Source organism: Variovorax sp. DXTD-1 (assembly GCF_003984625.1).
Lineage (GTDB): Bacteria > Pseudomonadota > Gammaproteobacteria > Burkholderiales > Burkholderiaceae_C > Variovorax.
Genome location: NZ_RWKH01000002.1, coordinates 216,180 through 232,650 on the forward strand (window position 1 = coordinate 216,180; position 16,471 = coordinate 232,650).

Here is a 16,471-nt window from a genome sequence, read left to right on the forward strand (position 1 = left end):
CGTGCGGGGCAGAATCCAGGTCACCACAACTTGGACCCCGCACGGGGCGGACGAAATGAAGTCGTTCAGCATCGACATCGAGACAGCCGCGGCAGCTTCGTACGAAGCCGGGATGACGCGGGTCATTGCCGTCGTGAATGTCACGCAGAGCTCAGCAACGGGCAATGCGTTCAGCGAACTGCACATGTCGGAAAAGACCATGCGCCGCATGCACGAGGTACTGGGCAAGATCATTCGCAACCTCGACGAACACGCAGCCAAAGACACGCTCTGAGAGCGGCAGCTTCGTCGGCATCCACAGCGACGATCAGCCCCCCAATCTCGATGCGCGCGCTGCCATCCGGGAGCGTCGTGACGGATATGGGCCGGGCTGCGCCGCCAGTTGGTGCAAGCGGTTTCGTCGGAGCGATTTGGGCGGTGGGTTCCGGCTCGGGTGGCTCGCGAAAACCGGCTGCGCGAGTAATAGCATCCGCCGCGGCGCCGCGGGGGTCGAAGCCGCTGTTGAGCAGCGCGATGCCGTTCGCCCAGCTCGCGTTGAGGATCGCACCCACGCTCACAGCAGCCTGTGTCGCGCGATACATCTCTTCGACGCTCCCGGCGCGGCGTGCCCGGATCAGCGCAGGGGTGCGCGGGCCCTTCTTCCGGGTGCTGCGCATCTCACGCCCCCTGCTCGGCCTCAATGGCCGTGATGCGGGCGTCGAGCCAGCGCTGCAGGTTCTGCGGCGCATTGCCGCGGCGCCCCCAAGCCCACGCTTCAAGTGCGTGGATCCTTGCGTCGGCGATCAGCAGTGCTTCGGCAGCCTCGGTAGCGAAGGCAGCGAAGGCGCAATCTGCCGCCGCCTTCGATCGGCGACGCCACGGGATCTGGGTTTTCGGGAGCACGGTTCACGCCCCCTGCTCGGCCTGCGCGGGCTCGATTCCGGCCTGCATGCGCAGAACGTCCCACGCCACATCGGGGCGCAGGTCTTCGCAGCGAACTTGTCCCTTTGTTGCACGCTCGATGGCTGGACACTTCTCGGCAGGGATCGGCCTCGCGCCGGAAATCCACTGATTCACAGCGGCCGGGGTCACTTCGAGGGCTTTGGCGAGAGCTGTTTGGCTGCCCAGCACCTCACAGGCTTTGCGGATGGAGTTCATGGCGCCGCAATTTAGCACTGCTAACCACAAATGGCAAGCCATGCTAAATCTCAGCACAATTAGCATCGCTTGCAAGATGAGCGATGCGAAGAGCGAAGGTGAAGCGCTGGGGCGGCGACTTGCAGGCAGGAACAAGGCCGAGTTCGCGCGCGCCCACAAGATCCCAGGCGGTCCTTCGATGCTCAGTCAAAATATCAGCGGCAACCGGCCGATCAGCCTAGAGGCCGGCATCGCCTACGCCAAAGCTCTTGGATGCACGTTGGCTGAGATTAGCCCGCGCCTAGCCGCGATGGTTGCCAGCGCCAGCGATATCAAACTCGGCGAAGTCCCCGCACCATCCCCGCCTCTTGAAACGGCTCTTCAGGTGCTCGCTGATGCGTGCAGCCATGCGCCGATGACGGTCCGGCTCAACGTGCTGGAACTACTTGATCTGCTTGTGAAAAACCCTGCGGCGAACGCTGAGGATCAGATCCCCATCATCGCGCGCAAATTGTCGGGGGAAAGAACGCAGCTCACGGGCACGGACGGCCCTTAAGCCCCGCGATGGCTGAAGTTGCCGCAGGACCTTACAAAGATCATCTGAGATTGTTAGCGAAAGTTTCCGATGTAGGCCATCGGCGCAACCCTGATCCGGCGCCTCGGGCTCCAGTTTTTCTCAAATTGATACAAGGCGGCCAGCTATTGACGCCATAACGAAAGAGGAGAAGCAATGTACGAACTGGGCATTTTTGCCGCCTTCATCTTATGGGTCTACAGCACCATGATGGCCGTCGCCAATGCAAATTCGCAACTGTCACGCAACCTGGCAAAAGTCGGGATGCGCCTCAGCTGGGTCTCCGGGGAACCGGTGCCGGTCGGCGATCAAGCCGGGGGTGCGTGGCGCTTCATCTCAGCACTTCTGGCGGCAATTTTCGGGCTGGCTGCAATACTCTTCAGTTGGTTTACCGTTGCGATCTCTGTGGGCATGATGATCTACCAGAAATCGAAGGCCGCGGGGATGCCGCAAGCTGTGAAGGAGTTTCGATGGAAGCTGCGCAACGTCGATATGACGCGTGAGCAGATCCTGACCGAGATGGCCGCCGCCCAGAATGCAGTCATGCCCGGATCCGCAGCACGGCAATAGATTGTGGCCGCCTTTTTTCCATGATGCCGTAGCAGATCAACTCCCAATCGATGGAATTTCTTTTTTTAATTGGCGGCATCTTCGTATTTGCGATTATTAAGTCGCAGCACAACGACATTCGCCGGATGCAGGATCAGTTGGATCGCCATCAGGAAGAATTCGGAGGGGCCATTCGTCAGCTTCAGGAAATCAGCTTGAACGCTTCCGACCGCGAAGTTCTTGATCGTTTGACCGACGCTTCGCGTAGGGCCAAGCAGCGGAGCAACTACGACCCCTGACCCTGCACCAGAACGCAGTACTTGACGATCCCCTAAGCCCGCCACGAGCGGGTTTTTTTGCGCTCGCCGCAGGCGCGCAACCGCCTAGCGTTCAAATGTTTAGCTTTGCTATTGACATGTTCGTTTAGCACCGCTAATCTACGTCCATCCCAACAGGAGATGGACATGCAAAAGAGCCTCTATAGCGCACCGACGCGCCGCCAGCTTCACAAGCAGGAGCTCGTAGCCGATCTCGAGCTCGTCGACACGCATGGTTGGCGCGAAGGCCGCAACTTTCGCCAGCGCTCGCCGTTCGCGTCTCCGGCTGCCGAGCAGAACTTCCTGAACGAAGCTGCGCGCGCCGATCGCATCGTCGAGTACATCGCCGCGCTGAAGGAAACCACGGATCGCGAATGGCGCTACGAAATGGCCGCTGGCCAGGACTACGCCGACGGCGCGCGCCACTTCGCGCGGCTGTGGGAAATGCAGGCCGACCTCGACCCGTCGGGCGCGATCTGGCGCTCGGTGGCTCCGCAGGGCTTCGCGGTACCGCAGCCGCGCGTGAAGGGCGGTGCCGCATGAGCAGCAAGTCCTACCCCCGTGTCGGCCGCACGAGCCGACAGCAAAAATGGGACAAGCTGCCGCCGAAGGCTGCGCCCAAATGCAGCGCCTGCGACCAGCCCGCGCGCTTCCGTGTCGACGTGGAAGTGAACTGGTTCCGTGGCGACGACGAATGCGGCCGCGCGTGCGCGGACCACAAGAACGACGCGATTGCCCTGCTCGCAGGTATCGAACGGCACCAGGCCGAGCAGAAGGCCCTGCGCGAAGCGAAGGCGGCGCAATCATGACCGCCGCCCTCGAAACCATGGCCGGCTACCTGCTCGCCTTCCTGATCGCCGCGGGCCTGGTCTGGATGCTCGACCGCCTCGTGTTCGGCACCGACGCACCGGGGCTGTTCGCATGAGCCGCGCCAGCACCCCGCGCCGCTTGCGCTCTGTCGCAGCACCCACGCCCGCCCCCATCGGCGGCCTGATGGATCCGCGGTTCGTCTACGTGCCGGCCGCAGCCACCGACATCCGCAAGACCTTCGAGCGCATCCGCGCGCAGGGACCGCTGCTGAAAGGCAAGCCATGAACACCGTGCACCGCACGCGCCCCGGCCATTGGGCCGAGCAAAAACCCTTCGTCATGCCCACGAACGAGGAAATCGCCGAGGCCGACGAGCGCCACGACATCAAGCGCGCGAACAGCTGGATGCCGTTCCTTCTTCCCTTGGTGCCGCTGCTCGTCGCGGTGGCTGTGCACCTCTATTTCCGCTGATCCCTTTCTGACCACCACCCCGAAAGAACCCATGTCCTCTACTGAACTCGCCACCTCCAACACCAGCCTGGCGCCCAGCTTCGCCAGCGTCGAAGGCTTCGAACTCGCCAACCGCATCGGCAAGGCCTTCGCCGCGTCGACGCTCGTGCCGCAGCAATACCGCGACAACGTGGCGAACTGCATCGTTGCGCTGGAAATGGCCAACCGTATGCAGGCCTCGCCGCTCATGGTGATGCAGAACCTGTACATCGTGCACGGCAATCCCGGCTGGTCGTCGAAGTTCCTGATCGCGTGCTTCAACCAGTCGGGCCGCTTCTCGGCGTTGCGCTACGAATTCGACCTCGACGGCAGCAAGGTGCCATACGGCTGCCGCGCGTGGGCCGTCGAGAAGGCCACCGGCGAGCGCTTGGTGGGTTCCACCGTCACGCTCGACATGGCGAAGGCCGAGGGCTGGAGCACGAAGTCGGGCAGCAAGTGGAAGACCATGCCCGAGCTGATGCTGCAGTACCGCGCCGCGGCATTCTTCGTGCGCGTCTATGCACCCGAAATCTCGATGGGCCTGCAGACCGACGACGAGCTGCGCGACACCTTCGACAACGAGACGGGCGCGCTGGTCGAGCCGGCCGGGAAGCCTGACGTTGCGCCGGTGCGCCGCCGCGCTGCGCCGATCCCCGCCGACGTGATCGACAACGAATCCGGCGAGATCACGCCCGCGGCCGATGCCGGAATCCCGGCTTCGGACGACGCCCCCCTCGACGCCGACAACCCGGCCGCCGGCGCCGACGCTCAGGCCGCCGCCGCGCAGCAGGACAAGCAAGCCGCCACCGCCACCAAGAAGCCGCAGACCCTCGGCAACACCATCCTTGCCAGTGCCGGCGAGAAGAAGCTGCTGATCAACCGCGCGAAGTCAAACGACCTGAACATGGCCGAGCTGATCGAGCAGGCCGGCGTCGGCCCGATGGACCCGACGACGCTTGAAGGCCTGACCGCCGACGGCTTCGTGGCAATCAAAGACCTCCTGCCGAAGGCTGCGTGATGTTGCTGACCTTCGACGCCGAGGCGCATCGCTACTACTGGGACGGCAAGCCGGTGCCGGGCGTGACCACGATCCTGGCACCGCTCAGCGACTTCGCAGCCGTGGATCCGGATGTGATGCGCCGGGCTTCGAAGTTCGGCACCGCCGTGCACTACGTGTGCGAGCTGGTCGACACCGGCGAAGACCTGCAGCACTACGACGTTGACCCGGCGCTGCTGCCCTACGTCGATGCATGGCGCAAGTTCTGCGCCGAGTGGCGCGTGCAGTGGAAGCTGATCGAGCAGCGCGTGTACCACCCGACGCTTCGCTACGCCGGCACGCTGGACCGCAAGGGCACATTGGTCGCACCAGGTGAGCCCGAGCACCGCCGCCACGCGGCCGTCGTCGACATCAAGACCAGCACCAACCTTTACCCGTCGGTGGGCCCGCAGTTGGCCGCCTACGCCCGTGCCGACGACCCACTCAACGGCGCCAGCCAGCGCCGCTATGCCGTGCAGCTCAAGGGCGACGGCTCCTACGTCTGCAAGGAATACCGCGATGCAGACGACTTTGCAACGTTCTCCGCCCTGCTGGCGCTGCGCACGTGGTGCAGCCGGCATTCCATCAAACCGCAGTTCTGAAAGCCCACCATGACCGATACCGCGACCGAAACCGTTCCCGCCACCCTGAAGGGCGCCGTCGCCTTCGACGCGACCATGCTGCCGATCTTCGTACAGCGCGCCAACACCATGCGCATCGAGGCCGCCGACTATGAGGTGGACTCGCCCGCCATGGCCGAGCTGGCCGGCGAGCGGCTGGTGCAGATTGCCACGCTGAAGAAGCAGATCGAGCAGGCGCGCAGCGACGTGGCCGGGCCGATCCACAAGGCATGGAAGAACGCCCTGGCGTGGTTCAAGCCGGCCGAGGATGCGATCGAGCAGGCCGACAGCGCCATGCGCAAGGCGCTCAACCGCTGGAAAAACGAGCAGGAGCGCATTGCCGCTGCCGAGCGCGCCGAGCGTGAGCGCGTTGCCCGCGAAGAGCGCCAGCGCCTGGAGGCTGCAGAGCGCGCCGCGGCCGCCAAGGCACTGGAGGCCCAGCAAGCCGCCGAGCGCCAGGCGCGTGAAGCCGCCGCCGCGGCCGCCGCCGGCGATGCCAAGAAGGCCGAGGAACTGCAGCAGCAGGCCGAAGCCAATGCCGCGGCTGCCGAAACGGCGCAGGCCCTGGCCAGCACCATGGCACAGGAAGCCTCTGTTGTGACCGTTGCACCACCCTCGATTGCGCTGGTGCCGCGCGTTGCCGGTGTCTCGGGTCGCATGACCTATACCGCGCAGGTCGAGAGCCTGCAGCTGCTCGTGCAGGCCATCGCCGAGGGCAAGGCGCCCATCGAGGCCGTTCAGGCGAACACCACCTTTCTGGGCCAGCAGGCCCGCGCCTTCAAGAAGGCCGGCGTGCTGTACCCGGGCGTCACCGTCCTGGCCGAGAGCGCGCTATCGGTGCGCGCGGCCTAACCACTTTCCGGGCGTGCCTGGCCGGCTGTTCGTCTCCCTCCTCCCCTCCTATTCCGGCCAGCGGCGAAAGCCTCGCCCTTTTTTATTCGTCAATCGCAACTCTTTTCCACACCCACATCGGAGATCCGAAATGCTGAACATCAATGAAGAAGACGTCAAAGCTGCCATCGTCAAGCAGGCGGCCGACGAAATCTTGAGCCAAGACGACGATCTGAGCGGACTCATCCAAGCGGAGGTGAAGCGCAGAGTCGATGCAATCTTCGTTGCTCGCGCCGAGCAACAGCTGCAAGACGCCGTCGACGCTGCGGTGAAGAACGGCTTCGACCTTGAGTACCAGCGCGTCAACAGCTGGGGGCAGCCCGAGGGTGAGAAGACCAGCATTCGCAAGCAGCTGGACAAGCTGGTCAGTGGCTACTGGTCGGATCGTGTTGACCCCCGATCGGGAAAGCCCACGGACAGCAGCTACACGCACACCACCCGCGCGGAGTTCTTGATGACGCAGATCTGCGCCGAGAACTTTTCAGAGGAAATGAAGAAGCACGCCATCAACATCGCCGGCCACCTCAAGGACGGCCTGCGCAACCAGATGGGCACGGTCATGGACCAGATGCTGAACGACCTCTTTCGCGTGAAGAGCCTGCAGGACCAGGGCCAGGTCCAGAAGCCCTACTAACCCCTTCCCTCAACCACCGGAGCCCTGACCCATGAACTTCGAACTGCCCACCGCGACCAAGTGCAAGCTGGTCGACATCGACATCCTCTCGATGAAGAACCGGCCGCCAGACAGCAATCCCGGCGTGGCCCTGGCCTTCACCGCCGAGCTGCCGAACAGCGCCCTCACGATGCTGGACGGCTTCCTGCGCGGCATGCTGTACACCAAGCAGGCCGGCGGCGATGCCCAGAAGGCGCTCGACGGCGTGGAGCCCGTGAGCGACCTGCCCAACCTGACGCAGATCGGCCAGAAGATCGGCCGTTTCTCGTGGCTTGGTGAGCAGACCGGCTGCACGCTGACCTTCGACTTTGGGCTCGGCGGCAAGTCGAACATCGTGCTCGGCGATGTGAAGGTCGACGCGCTGCACATCACGCCCAAGGAAGGCGGCACGACCACCTGGCAGTGGAAGTGCGAAATCAATGACGTGAGCGAGGCCGAGTTCGGGAAGATCGCGACGTTCAAGTCGCGCGACGTGCAGCTGCTGATCGCGCTGCCGGATGTCGAGCAGAGCGACATCGAAGACGAACCGGCGCCGCCACCGGCCGCGCGCCGCGGCAAGAAGCCTAAGGCGGCCACCAGCGGGGAGCCCGAGGGCGCATGGCCGTTTCCTGGCGACGGACCCGGCGAGCAGACGCCGGAATCGGCGTTCGTTGGCACCGCGGACAAGGACTGACTATGAGCGCCGGACATTGCAATGCAGGCGAGCGGTGCAGTTGCGCGCCCGGCAGCGAAAGGCGGTCAGCGTGCAGCATGTGGGCAGCAGACGGCGAGCCGACAAAGGTCTGGGGCCTGATCGCGATGGAGAAGACGCAGGAACCGCTGATCCAGAAGCATTGCTTCGGCGACTGCGGAAAGCTCAGCATGGCCGGCGCGATCAACGACGACCACTTCGGCCCGCTGTGGGTCTGCTGTGAGGCCAAGTGCCCATGGCTCGGCAAGGAGACGGATGAGCCCTACGGCAACACCATGTCTTTCGGCAGGCCGCATGACGTGTACCTGCGCGTGCTCACCGACACACCCGCAGCCATCGCCGCTACTGCCGCTACGGGGGAGCCATCGTGAGCCGCCAAAACGCCTACAGGGTTCATGGCGCGGACGGCTACGGCCTGACCGAAACGAAGACTGACGAATACCGCTACATCACAGGCTACGTGCGCACGCCCCTCGGCTACGTGTCGGTCTACTCCGAAGAGAAGAACACATCGCTGTCGCTGATTCAGAACGGCTACGAAGTCACGCGGGTTATCGACCGTGGCTACACGAAAAAAGGACTCGTGACGCTTGCTCGGCGCTTTATCGAAGAGGTTCAATATGACTGAAGAACTGAACCGTGGCTGCTTGGATGAGCGCGCAGCGATGCGTGCATCTCTGGAGCGCATCCTTGAAGAGCCAAAAAACACCCTGTCGGACGGCAAGGCATTGAAGGCCATTGTCCGGATCGCCAAGGAAGCGCTCGCCTACGAGGCTGACCGCGCATCACTCTCCACCAGTAAGCAGGCAGGGGCAGAGCCGGTGGCAGCCCGTGTGCGAATTTGGATGCAGAACGGAGAACGTCACGCTGAGCTGATCGACTGGGAAGAAGGGCTATTCGTCCTCCCGCCCGGCGAACACGGCCTCTACGCCACCCCTCCCGCTGTGATGCCAGCAGCGCCGAGCGATGCAGAACTGTTGGCGCTGCTCCGCGATGCGCGGCACCGCATCTGCAATGATGCGCCCCAAAAAGTTGCCGGGGAATGGCTCGCACCCTTGGACAATCCCGTTTACGGCCCGTTGCTGCGGCGCCTAGACGCTGCAGCTAACGCCCTCTCTCAGACCATGCAGCCGCAGGCCGGGGTGGTGGCGCGTTCTGAGCATTACGACGAAGTGAAGGCAACGCTTCAAGGTGCGCATCGCATCATGGAAACCGTTAGCAGCTTGGAGCGGCGCGTCGGCCCCGTGGGCTCACATGCGCGCGGCTACACGCACAAGATCACCAACGCATTACGGCACCTTGACGCCCTCGCCGCACCCGGTGCCGCTATCGCTGCGGGCGAGCAGGACGGTTCAGAGTTTTTGGGCCACTACGCTGAGGCGCATGAATTGGATGTGCGAACTATCCCCGCATCGCGCGAGGAAGCACCAGCCACCCCGCAGGCGGGGCTGTCGGGAACCAAGGACGCGGACGGCCCGGAATCGCCGCTGAGCAAGCTCGAAGGCGAGAAGCGCTGGCTGAGTGACCGAATCGCCCATCTTGTTTTGGAGTGCGAAGCCTGGAAGGCCAAGGCGCAGACGGTCACCACTGCGGGCGACTGGGCAATCGATCACTCCGCAGGGCGCCCGATCCTCACCTACAAGAATTGCAGTGTCATTGAAGCCGAAGATGCCGAGTACGTGCTGCGATTGATCGCTGCTGACCTTGCACCAGCCACCCCTCCCGCCGCGATACCGGCCGCCCCGAGCGATGCGGAAATTCACGCGATGGCGCCGAACAAGGGATCGATATTTGCGCAGGGCTGGTTCTGGGGTTTCAAGAAAGCGTTGGCGGATCGCGCCGCCCTCACCCAGCCCACCACCGTGGCCATGGCCGTCACCGAAGACATGCACGTCGCAGCCATCAAGGTACTCCAACGCGCATCAGGACTAGACGGTCTTCCGCAACGCATGCTCGACGCAATGCTCGCCGCGGCTCCTGCGGTTGCACCTGCGCCAGCTTCGGAAGCGGCGGGAGAAGCCTTTGACGCCTTCCTGTGCCGTGCATGGGGAGAAACGGAACTGCCCAGCGCCGAGTTAGTCCCGGACTGGGAGGGTGTCCGTCGCTTCCTGATTCGGGAATGGCTCGGCAAAGAGGACGATGAGTTGCTCCTGACGATCAGGGATGACTTCGCCCAGCACGAGGAAAACATGGGCGCCAACGGAGGCGCGTTCTCCATCACGTTCGAAATCGGCGGCGTGAGCATCGAGCGAGTCTGTGGGTTCGCCGCCCTCAAGACCGCGCGAACCACCGCTCTGCCTGGCGACAAGGAGGCCGCATAAATGACCACCGCCCAAAAGCCCGATGCCCTGGAGGTCGTTGCGTACCTTCGTGCCACCAAGGACGGTCAGCCAGTCTGGGATGGCGACGACTGCGTTTGCCAAGACCCGGTATACCCGAGCGATCCGGACGGCAGCGATGCCGGCTGCATCAGCATGCCCATGGTCCGCCTCACCGACGCCCAAGCCTCTCTCCTTTCCAAGGAGGCGGAGAAGGATGCGGAGATTGTAAGACTGAAGGTAGATGCGGCTCGCTGGCGAACATTCGAGCGGATACAAGGCCACGGCCTCCCGGGCCCAGTCTACAGGCGCCACATTCGGGTAGTCGAAATCTGTCCGATGTACGGTGAAGAGAAAGAAATCACCGACCTGCGCGCCGCAATCGACGCGGCACGAGCAGCGGCTAATCAGGGGGGAGCATGACTTCATCACAACCATCGGGCGACGAATTCACGGATGCGATGTGGCAGCACATGCAGACCGTCAACAACGCTGTCACCGAGAAGATCAAAGAGCTGCGGCTCGAGGTCAAGCGACTGCAGAAAGAGGCCCAGCAGGAGCGCGAGAAGCGCTATGCGATGCAGGAGCAGCTTGTGCAAGCTCTGGAAGAGTTGGAGCGCCGTAGCACGGTCTGGCCAAAGCCTGCCGCTTACTCTATCCGCGAGGCACTGCGCCGCGGCTCAGGAGATCCATCATGACCAAACTGCACGCTGATCTTGAGGCGCTGATGCCGGAGCCCAACGATGCTTTTCAGGCGCATTTGAACGCGATGCCTGAATGGCTGCCTGAATTTGAAGTGCACCGCCCATGGGTTGAGGCCCTCTTGCGGGACGCATGGCGCGCAGCCACGGAACGAGCCGCCGTCTTGTGCGAAGACACCGATGTGGTCGATGTCAGCGGGCCGAACAGCTACTACTGCCAACTCGGCGACGCGGCTGCAACGCGCGCAGCCTGTGCCGCTGCCATTAGGGGCACTGGGGGCGGGGCATGAAGCCAACACGCGGAAATGCCGGGCGGACTTACCGGAAAGCGTCACCGACCGCACCGAAGCGCGACGTGGTCAACCCGTGCCGAATCTGCGGCTGGGCCGAACACATGGCCATCCACCAGCCGATTCTCACTGGACCACGGGCCGGCCAACCTTTCGACCACACCTACATGCCAGCTCACACAAAACGGCCTGCCACCCCCGTGCCCGATGGAGAGGGCAAGGAATCATGAGCGCGCTATTTCTCTCCGACGAGGAACTCATTGTGCTCACGGGCTTTACCTGGAAGTCCAAGCAGATCAGATGGTTGCAGTCCGAGGGGATACCATTCCGCAAAAGTGCTACCGGTCATCCGGTGGTGACGCGCTCGGCCATCGAGGGGCGGCCGGTGCCGGCGCAAGAAGCGCAGCCGGTGCGCGGCTGGGTGCCCCGCGTCGTTGGAGCCTGACCATGGGAAGAAAGCCGAGCCGGTGGGTGAACCTGCCAAAGGGCATGCGCGCGCGCCCGCGCGGCAAGCTGATCTTTTACTACCTGGACACCGGCGAGAAGCCGCGGCGCGAGATCCCGTTGGGCAGCGACTACGTGGCCGCCGTCGGCAAATGGGCCGAGCTCACCAGCAAGCCGGCCCCCGTGGTCAAGGCGCCCCCTACCTTCGTTGATGCGCTCGACGGCTACGGCAACGTCGACGGCTACCGCAAGGACGTGCTCCCCAAGAAAGCCGCGCGCACCCAGCAGGACAACGAGAAGGAACTGGGCTGGCTGCTCAAGTTCTTCGGCGACCCGCCTGCCCCGCTCGACAGCATCGAGCCACTGCACATCGGCCAGTACAAGAAATGGCGCCTGAAGGCCGCGCGCGAGCTCGCCGAGGCCAAGAATGAAGAGCGGCGCAAGGCCGGCCGGCCGGCGCAACCCATCGCCGCCAACGTGGGCCACGTGCGCGCCAACCGCGAAAAGGCGCTGTTCTCGCACATCTGGAACTACTGCCGCGAGAACGGCCTGACGAAACTGCCGAACCCTTGCGCGGGCGTCGATGGCTTCCACGAGGAGGGCCGCGATGTCGCGCCGGACGCAGCCATGGTGCAGCGAGTTGTTGCCCATTCCGGCAAGCCGCTCGAGTTCGCGCTGCGCCTGGCCGACATCATCGGGCAGCGCCCTGCCGACGTGCTGCGCGTGAGCGAGAAGAGCATCGAGGGTGACGTGCCAGGCGGCATCCTGAGCCTGCGCCAGGGCAAGACAAAGGAGAAACTGCGCATCGTGGTCGAGGGGCTGCTGGCCGACCTGATCCTCGAAATCCGCGCGTACAAGCGGGAAATCGAAAAGGAGACCAAGGTCTACGCCATGGCGCTGCTGGTCAACGAAGAAGGCAAGGCGCTGACGAAGGCCATGCTGCGCGACCGCTTCGACGATGCGCGGGCCGCGGCCAATGTGCCCAAGGCTGAGTTTCAATTCCGCGATCTGCGCGCAAAGGCGGCGACGGATATTGATGACGAGCGCGGCACACGTGATGCACAGTCACTGCTCGGCCACACGACCGAAAGCATGACCGCCAACTACATCCGCCACAAGGTCGGAAAGAAGGTGCGCCCGCTTCGATGAATTGCAGGTTTGCGGAAGTGTGTTCCGCAAAACGCTCAATCCACAGGCAAATAGCGCTACGAAAGTTAGAGCACCAAACCCTTATTCGGCGTGCTCTGAGGTTCTGGTAGGACGTACTGGATTCGAACCAGTGACCAACGGATTAAAAGTCCGCTGCTCTACCAACTGAGCTAACGTCCCGGAACCATTTTCTTTCTTGCTTCCTTGCCAGAGTTGAATCCGGCAAAGCCAAAGATTATAGCGCGACGTTGCTCGCGATTTTGTCGAGAACCCAACCTGCCGCGCATTGGCCGAATGTGGCCGTCACGCTCACCACGGAACCGTAACCATGGCAATTGAGCGAGCCGTCGCCTTCGATGGCGCAGGAGGCATCGGGCGGTGCCACGCTTTCGCGGCTGAAGACGCACGCCACGCCGATCTTTCGGCCTTCGCGCGGTGCGCCGTGTTCCTTGCGCAGGCGCTGGCGCAGCTGAGCCAGGAGCGGGTCGTGCGTGACGAGCGAAAGGTCGTCGATGTCGACCTTGTGCGCCTGCCGCTTGCCGCCGGCCGCACCCACGGTGACGAAGGCGGCGCGCGATGCGCGTGCCCATGCCGCCATCGCGAGCTTGGCCTTCACCTGGTCGCATGCATCGATGACGGCGGTTGCGGGCCCGTTCTCGGCCTGCGACGCATCCAGCAGCGCAGTCCAGTTGCCGGGCTCGACGAATTCGTCGATGGCGAACACCTTGCACTCGGGGTTGATCTGCGCAATGCGATCGCGCATGGCCTCGACCTTGGCTTGTCCCACCGTCGAATCGAGCGCGTGGATCTGGCGGTTGATGTTCGACTCCGAGACGTGGTCGAGGTCGATCAGCGTCAGCCGCCCCACTCCGCTGCGCGCCAGGGCTTCGACCGTCCAGGAGCCGACTCCGCCGATGCCGACAACAAGCACATGGGCGTTGCGGATGCGCGCGGCACCCGCCACGCCATAAAGGCGTTCGAGGCCGCCGAAGCGGCGCGCAAAGTCAGGCGCCGCGGTGTCGGTGACGACAGCCGCGGCGGCGTTCAATGCTTCTGGAAGGGTTGCATTCAAGCGGAGTGCTCCGCCGGCTTCAACGCAGGCGCGAGAGGCGCTCGCGGCCCGCCTGGGCCGCTTCGGATTGCGGATAGGCCTTGGTCAGGTCTTCCAGCGTGCGGCGCGCGGCGCGCGTGTCCTTCAGCTCGATCTGGCAATTGGCGATCGACAGCACGGCCTCGGGAGCCTTGGCGTGGTCGGGCGCGAGCGACAGCATGGAGCGGAAGTTCGCAATGGCCTCGTTGTAGTTGCGCGTGGCGTACTGCGCATTGCCGAGCCAGAACAACGCGGAGGCGTTGTAGCCGCTTTGCGGGTAGCGCTTGACGAACTCGGCGAAGGCGGTTTGCGCCTGCGCGAACTGCCCCGCACGGAAGATGCCGAGCGCGGCATCGAAGTCGGCCTTTTCCTTGGGGTCCGCGGTGAACTCGCGGCCGTCCACGGAAACCTTCGTCGGCTCGGTCTGCTTCAGCCGGTCGTCGATGGTGCTCTGGCGGGACTGCATTTCGCTCAGCGTGCGCTGCAGCTGCTCGTTCTGGCCGGTCATGCGCGCAAGATCGCCCCGCATCTGCTCGATCTGGTTCTGCAGGTCGAGCAGGCTGCGGCGCAACTGGCCGTTTTCATCGGTCAGCCGCTGGTCGGTCTGCTGGCGCATGGCCTCGACACGCTGCCGCAGGTCGAGGATGGCGCGGCGCGCCTCGTCATCCTCGAACAACGCGGCTTGCGAGCCTGCCGAAACGCAGAGCAAGGCGGCAGCCAGTGCCGCGCCTCGCAATAGAGCGTGTTGCATCACCGGGTGTAGCGGATTTCGGCGCGGCGGTTCTGGGCCCAGACGTCTTCGCCCGAGCCCTGCACCGCCGGCTTTTCCTTGCCGAAGCTCACGGCTTCGATCTGGGCATCGTTCACGCCCAGCAGCGTCAGCGAGCGGCGAACGGCTTCGGAACGCTTCTGGCCCAGTGCAAGGTTGTACTCGCGGCCGCCGCGCTCGTCGGTGTGGCCTTCGATGGAAACACGGCGCTGCGGGTTGGCCTTGAGGAAGCGTGCGTGGCCGTCGATGATCGACTGGAACTCCGGCTTCACCGTGTAGCTGTCATAGTCGAAATACACGATCCGCTCGATACCGACCGGGCCCTGCGCGGTACCGGCGGTGGAATCGATGGAGACGGGGGCGACTGAACTCGCGCCACCTTGCTGGCTGCCGGCGGTTCCGGAACGGTCGGTCACCGGTGTGTCGTTGAGCTTGGTGCCCGACGAGCAACCGGCAATCAGAGCCACGATGGCCAGCGAATAAATCGTACGTTTCAACATTGGGTACTCCTCAAATAAACCTTGGTCATTGCTTTTGAAACGGACCCCAGTCCGGTTCTCTAATGTCTCCCGCCTGCCCCGCCAGCCGTGCCTTGATTTTTCCGTCCAGCGTGGTCGTCATGAGCGCTTCGCGACCTTGCAGGTGCGTTGCGTAGACGATCAACTTGCTATTGGGGGCAAAGCTTGGGCTCTCGTCTGCCGAGGTGTCGGTGATGGCCGAGACATTGCCGGTTGCCAACTCCATCACGTGGAGTTTGAACGCACCGCCAACGCGGGAGATGTAGGCCAACCACCGACCATCACCGCTGACAGAAGGAGAAATGTTGTAGGTGCCGCTGAAGGTGACCCGGGTCGGCGCGCCGCCTCCGGCGCTCATCTTGTAGATCTGGGGCGCACCGCCGCGGTCGCTCACGAAGTAGATCGTGCTGCCGTCGGCCGAGTAGACAGGCTCGGTGTCGATGCTGGCGCTCTGGGTCAGGCGTCGCGGCTCGCCGCCGGTGGCCGCAATGGTGTAGAGCTGCGAGCCGCCGTCACGGCTGAGCGTGACGGCCAGCGAGTTGCCGTCGGGCGCCCATGCCGGGGCGCTGTTGGAGCCGCGAAAGTTCGCGAGCAAGCGGCGTTGGCCACTGGCCACGTTGTGCACGTACACCACGGGCTTGCGCGACTCGAACGACACATACGCGAGTTGCTGGCCGTTGGACGACCACACGGGCGAAATGATCGGTTCCGGGCTCGCGAGCGCGGCCTGCGCGTTCTCGCCGTCGGCGTCTGCCACCCATAGCGAATAGCGGCTGCCGCCCTTGGTCACGTAGGCAATGCGGGTCGAGAAGATGCCCTTGTCGCCGGTCAGCTTTTCGTAGACGTAGTCTGCAATGCGGTGCGACGCGAGCCGCAGGTCGCCCTGCGGAACGGTGTAGCTCTGGCCGCCGAGATCTTGTCCGCGCACCACGTCCCACAGGCGAAAGCGCACGTCGAAGCGGCCGTCACCCAGCCGCGTGACGCTGCCGACCACCAGCGAATCCGCGGTGCGCTGGCGCCACAGCGCGAGGTCGGGCCGCGAGCCTTCGTCGAGCGCCTGGCCGGAAGCATCGACGCCGCGGAACTGGCCGCTGCGCTCGAGGTCGGCCTTCACGATCTCGGAAATTTTCTGGGGCGAAGCGTCCTGTCCCTTGAACGGGACCAGCGCGATGGGCAGCTGCGTCAGCCCGACGCCCGACACCTCGACCCGGAACTGGGCGAGCGCGGGCAGCATGGGAGTTGCAGCAAGAGCCGCGACAAGACCGCGGCGTGCAAAAAACGATGAAGAAGGAGTTGGAATGGAAACTGGCAACGGCTTGTTCATGCGGTTCGGAGATGTTTCGGGGAAAAAAGTTCTACCCGATGCGACGGGCCACATGTTACACACTGGTTTGATCGTGCCGTCACAAAACGTGTATTGGGCGGCG

At 63.9% G+C, this 16,471-nt stretch carries 27 protein-coding genes and 1 tRNA gene; 21 read left to right on the forward strand and 7 right to left on the reverse strand.

Going from position 1 to position 16,471, the window contains the following annotated elements; translation table 11 throughout:
• The first annotated feature begins 55 nt into the window (after positions 1-55).
• The gene (locus tag EJI00_RS03075) at positions 56-274 is read left to right on the forward strand and encodes a hypothetical protein (RefSeq protein WP_126745992.1); all 219 of its coding nucleotides are present in this window, start codon (positions 56-58) and stop codon (positions 272-274) included.
• A 383-nt stretch (positions 275-657) separates the two neighbouring features.
• On the opposite strand, the gene EJI00_RS03080 is transcribed toward EJI00_RS03075, so the two are convergent.
• Entirely contained in the window at positions 658-882 is a 225-nt protein-coding gene (locus EJI00_RS03080) for a hypothetical protein (RefSeq protein WP_126745993.1), read from the reverse strand.
• 3 nt (positions 883-885) lie between these two features.
• Positions 886-1,137: a transcriptional regulator gene (locus EJI00_RS03085; protein ID WP_126745994.1), complete on the reverse strand. Its 252-nt coding sequence runs from the start codon at positions 1,135-1,137 to the stop codon at positions 886-888.
• Here EJI00_RS03085 and EJI00_RS03090 point away from each other — a divergent pair.
• The 20 genes from EJI00_RS03090 (at position 1,136) to EJI00_RS03180 (ending at position 12,667) form a co-directional block, all read left to right on the forward strand.
• Positions 1,136-1,672 (forward strand): helix-turn-helix transcriptional regulator, encoded by a 537-nt coding sequence (locus EJI00_RS03090; RefSeq protein WP_126745995.1) that lies wholly within the window; start codon positions 1,136-1,138, stop codon positions 1,670-1,672. The two genes, EJI00_RS03085 and EJI00_RS03090, sit on opposite strands and share 2 nt — an antisense overlap.
• 174 nt (positions 1,673-1,846) lie before the next feature.
• Entirely contained in the window at positions 1,847-2,260 is a 414-nt protein-coding gene (locus EJI00_RS03095; RefSeq protein WP_126745996.1) for a hypothetical protein, read from the forward strand.
• A 50-nt stretch (positions 2,261-2,310) separates the two neighbouring features.
• Positions 2,311-2,538 carry a hypothetical protein gene (locus tag EJI00_RS03100; protein ID WP_126745997.1) on the forward strand — a complete coding sequence of 76 codons (228 nt, stop codon included), beginning with the start codon at positions 2,311-2,313 and terminating at the stop codon, positions 2,536-2,538.
• A 165-nt stretch (positions 2,539-2,703) separates the two neighbouring features.
• Complete coding sequence (locus tag EJI00_RS03105; protein ID WP_126745998.1) at positions 2,704-3,099, forward strand: hypothetical protein; 396 nt, start codon at positions 2,704-2,706, stop codon at positions 3,097-3,099.
• On the forward strand, positions 3,096-3,365 hold the full coding sequence (locus EJI00_RS03110) for a hypothetical protein (RefSeq protein WP_126745999.1): 270 nt from the start codon (positions 3,096-3,098) through the stop codon (positions 3,363-3,365). Before EJI00_RS03105 ends, EJI00_RS03110 begins: the two co-directional genes overlap by 4 nt.
• 112 nt (positions 3,366-3,477) lie before the next feature.
• Complete coding sequence (locus EJI00_RS25010) at positions 3,478-3,651, forward strand: hypothetical protein (protein WP_185868048.1); 174 nt, start codon at positions 3,478-3,480, stop codon at positions 3,649-3,651.
• Positions 3,648-3,836, forward strand: coding sequence for a hypothetical protein (locus EJI00_RS03115; RefSeq protein ID WP_126746000.1), 189 nt, complete (start codon positions 3,648-3,650; stop codon positions 3,834-3,836). The genes EJI00_RS25010 and EJI00_RS03115 overlap by 4 nt, the downstream gene beginning before the upstream one ends.
• Positions 3,837-3,867: 31 nt before the next feature.
• A complete protein-coding gene (locus tag EJI00_RS03120) occupies positions 3,868-4,872 on the forward strand; it encodes a hypothetical protein (RefSeq protein ID WP_126746001.1) in 1,005 nt (334 codons plus the stop codon).
• Complete coding sequence (locus tag EJI00_RS03125; RefSeq protein WP_126746002.1) at positions 4,872-5,492, forward strand: hypothetical protein; 621 nt, start codon at positions 4,872-4,874, stop codon at positions 5,490-5,492. Before EJI00_RS03120 ends, EJI00_RS03125 begins: the two co-directional genes overlap by 1 nt.
• 9 nt (positions 5,493-5,501) lie before the next feature.
• Positions 5,502-6,362, forward strand: coding sequence for a hypothetical protein (locus EJI00_RS03130; RefSeq protein ID WP_126746003.1), 861 nt, complete (start codon positions 5,502-5,504; stop codon positions 6,360-6,362).
• Positions 6,363-6,492: 130 nt separating this feature from the next.
• Positions 6,493-7,035, forward strand: a complete 543-nt coding sequence (locus EJI00_RS03135; RefSeq protein WP_126746004.1) for a hypothetical protein — start codon at positions 6,493-6,495, stop codon at positions 7,033-7,035.
• Positions 7,036-7,066: 31 nt separating this feature from the next.
• Positions 7,067-7,747 (forward strand): hypothetical protein, encoded by a 681-nt coding sequence (locus tag EJI00_RS03140; protein WP_126746005.1) that lies wholly within the window; start codon positions 7,067-7,069, stop codon positions 7,745-7,747.
• A gap of 77 nt (positions 7,748-7,824) precedes the next feature.
• Entirely contained in the window at positions 7,825-8,136 is a 312-nt protein-coding gene (locus EJI00_RS03145) for a hypothetical protein (protein WP_126746006.1), read from the forward strand.
• Positions 8,133-8,393 (forward strand): hypothetical protein, encoded by a 261-nt coding sequence (locus tag EJI00_RS03150; RefSeq protein WP_126746007.1) that lies wholly within the window; start codon positions 8,133-8,135, stop codon positions 8,391-8,393. The genes EJI00_RS03145 and EJI00_RS03150 overlap by 4 nt, the downstream gene beginning before the upstream one ends.
• Complete coding sequence (locus EJI00_RS03155; RefSeq protein ID WP_126746008.1) at positions 8,386-10,086, forward strand: hypothetical protein; 1,701 nt, start codon at positions 8,386-8,388, stop codon at positions 10,084-10,086. The genes EJI00_RS03150 and EJI00_RS03155 overlap by 8 nt, the downstream gene beginning before the upstream one ends.
• A complete protein-coding gene (locus EJI00_RS03160) occupies positions 10,087-10,506 on the forward strand; it encodes a hypothetical protein (RefSeq protein WP_126746009.1) in 420 nt (139 codons plus the stop codon).
• On the forward strand, positions 10,503-10,781 hold the full coding sequence (locus EJI00_RS03165; protein ID WP_126746010.1) for a hypothetical protein: 279 nt from the start codon (positions 10,503-10,505) through the stop codon (positions 10,779-10,781). Before EJI00_RS03160 ends, EJI00_RS03165 begins: the two co-directional genes overlap by 4 nt.
• On the forward strand, positions 10,778-11,074 hold the full coding sequence (locus EJI00_RS03170; protein ID WP_126746011.1) for a hypothetical protein: 297 nt from the start codon (positions 10,778-10,780) through the stop codon (positions 11,072-11,074). Before EJI00_RS03165 ends, EJI00_RS03170 begins: the two co-directional genes overlap by 4 nt.
• A gap of 226 nt (positions 11,075-11,300) precedes the next feature.
• Positions 11,301-11,519: a DUF4224 domain-containing protein gene (locus EJI00_RS03175; protein WP_126746012.1), complete on the forward strand. Its 219-nt coding sequence runs from the start codon at positions 11,301-11,303 to the stop codon at positions 11,517-11,519.
• Positions 11,520-11,521: 2 nt separating this feature from the next.
• Positions 11,522-12,667, forward strand: a complete 1,146-nt coding sequence (locus EJI00_RS03180; RefSeq protein ID WP_126746013.1) for a tyrosine-type recombinase/integrase — start codon at positions 11,522-11,524, stop codon at positions 12,665-12,667.
• A 104-nt stretch (positions 12,668-12,771) separates the two neighbouring features.
• On the opposite strand, the gene EJI00_RS03185 is transcribed toward EJI00_RS03180, so the two are convergent.
• The 5 genes from EJI00_RS03185 to tolB all read right to left on the reverse strand — a co-directional run bounded on the left by EJI00_RS03185 (position 12,772) and on the right by tolB (position 16,278).
• Positions 12,772-12,847: transfer RNA gene (locus EJI00_RS03185), tRNA-Lys, on the reverse strand.
• A 55-nt stretch (positions 12,848-12,902) separates the two neighbouring features.
• Complete coding sequence (locus EJI00_RS03190) at positions 12,903-13,739, reverse strand: ThiF family adenylyltransferase (RefSeq protein ID WP_126746014.1); 837 nt, start codon at positions 13,737-13,739, stop codon at positions 12,903-12,905.
• A 19-nt stretch (positions 13,740-13,758) separates the two neighbouring features.
• On the reverse strand, positions 13,759-14,508 hold the full coding sequence (ybgF, locus tag EJI00_RS03195; RefSeq protein WP_126746015.1) for a tol-pal system protein YbgF: 750 nt from the start codon (positions 14,506-14,508) through the stop codon (positions 13,759-13,761).
• Positions 14,508-15,026 (reverse strand): peptidoglycan-associated lipoprotein Pal, encoded by a 519-nt coding sequence (pal, locus tag EJI00_RS03200; RefSeq protein WP_126746016.1) that lies wholly within the window; start codon positions 15,024-15,026, stop codon positions 14,508-14,510. Before pal ends, ybgF begins: the two co-directional genes overlap by 1 nt.
• Positions 15,027-15,051: 25 nt before the next feature.
• Positions 15,052-16,278 (reverse strand): Tol-Pal system beta propeller repeat protein TolB, encoded by a 1,227-nt coding sequence (gene tolB, locus EJI00_RS03205; RefSeq protein WP_221885022.1) that lies wholly within the window; start codon positions 16,276-16,278, stop codon positions 15,052-15,054.
• Between the last annotated feature and the right edge of the window lie 193 nt (positions 16,279-16,471).

Coding starts and splice junctions, on each gene's coding strand:
- EJI00_RS03130 (WP_126746003.1), top strand. CDS start 5,502: ATGACCGATACCGCGACCGAAACCGTTCCCGCCACCCTGAAGGGCGCC.
- EJI00_RS03165 (WP_126746010.1), top strand. CDS start 10,503: ATGACTTCATCACAACCATCGGGCGACGAATTCACGGATGCGATGTGG.
- EJI00_RS03140 (WP_126746005.1), top strand. CDS start 7,067: ATGAACTTCGAACTGCCCACCGCGACCAAGTGCAAGCTGGTCGACATC.
- EJI00_RS03180 (WP_126746013.1), top strand. CDS start 11,522: ATGGGAAGAAAGCCGAGCCGGTGGGTGAACCTGCCAAAGGGCATGCGC.
- ybgF (WP_126746015.1), bottom strand. CDS start 14,508: ATGCAACACGCTCTATTGCGAGGCGCGGCACTGGCTGCCGCCTTGCTC.
- EJI00_RS03155 (WP_126746008.1), top strand. CDS start 8,386: ATGACTGAAGAACTGAACCGTGGCTGCTTGGATGAGCGCGCAGCGATG.
- EJI00_RS03145 (WP_126746006.1), top strand. CDS start 7,825: ATGTGGGCAGCAGACGGCGAGCCGACAAAGGTCTGGGGCCTGATCGCG.
- EJI00_RS03170 (WP_126746011.1), top strand. CDS start 10,778: ATGACCAAACTGCACGCTGATCTTGAGGCGCTGATGCCGGAGCCCAAC.
- EJI00_RS03100 (WP_126745997.1), top strand. CDS start 2,311: ATGGAATTTCTTTTTTTAATTGGCGGCATCTTCGTATTTGCGATTATT.
- EJI00_RS03095 (WP_126745996.1), top strand. CDS start 1,847: ATGTACGAACTGGGCATTTTTGCCGCCTTCATCTTATGGGTCTACAGC.
- EJI00_RS03160 (WP_126746009.1), top strand. CDS start 10,087: ATGACCACCGCCCAAAAGCCCGATGCCCTGGAGGTCGTTGCGTACCTT.
- EJI00_RS25010 (WP_185868048.1), top strand. CDS start 3,478: ATGAGCCGCGCCAGCACCCCGCGCCGCTTGCGCTCTGTCGCAGCACCC.
- tolB (WP_221885022.1), bottom strand. CDS start 16,278: ATGCTGCCCGCGCTCGCCCAGTTCCGGGTCGAGGTGTCGGGCGTCGGG.
- EJI00_RS03105 (WP_126745998.1), top strand. CDS start 2,704: ATGCAAAAGAGCCTCTATAGCGCACCGACGCGCCGCCAGCTTCACAAG.
- EJI00_RS03110 (WP_126745999.1), top strand. CDS start 3,096: ATGAGCAGCAAGTCCTACCCCCGTGTCGGCCGCACGAGCCGACAGCAA.
- EJI00_RS03175 (WP_126746012.1), top strand. CDS start 11,301: ATGAGCGCGCTATTTCTCTCCGACGAGGAACTCATTGTGCTCACGGGC.
- EJI00_RS03090 (WP_126745995.1), top strand. CDS start 1,136: ATGGCGCCGCAATTTAGCACTGCTAACCACAAATGGCAAGCCATGCTA.
- EJI00_RS03125 (WP_126746002.1), top strand. CDS start 4,872: ATGTTGCTGACCTTCGACGCCGAGGCGCATCGCTACTACTGGGACGGC.
- pal (WP_126746016.1), bottom strand. CDS start 15,026: ATGTTGAAACGTACGATTTATTCGCTGGCCATCGTGGCTCTGATTGCC.
- EJI00_RS03115 (WP_126746000.1), top strand. CDS start 3,648: ATGAACACCGTGCACCGCACGCGCCCCGGCCATTGGGCCGAGCAAAAA.
- EJI00_RS03135 (WP_126746004.1), top strand. CDS start 6,493: ATGCTGAACATCAATGAAGAAGACGTCAAAGCTGCCATCGTCAAGCAG.
- EJI00_RS03120 (WP_126746001.1), top strand. CDS start 3,868: ATGTCCTCTACTGAACTCGCCACCTCCAACACCAGCCTGGCGCCCAGC.
- EJI00_RS03085 (WP_126745994.1), bottom strand. CDS start 1,137: ATGAACTCCATCCGCAAAGCCTGTGAGGTGCTGGGCAGCCAAACAGCT.
- EJI00_RS03075 (WP_126745992.1), top strand. CDS start 56: ATGAAGTCGTTCAGCATCGACATCGAGACAGCCGCGGCAGCTTCGTAC.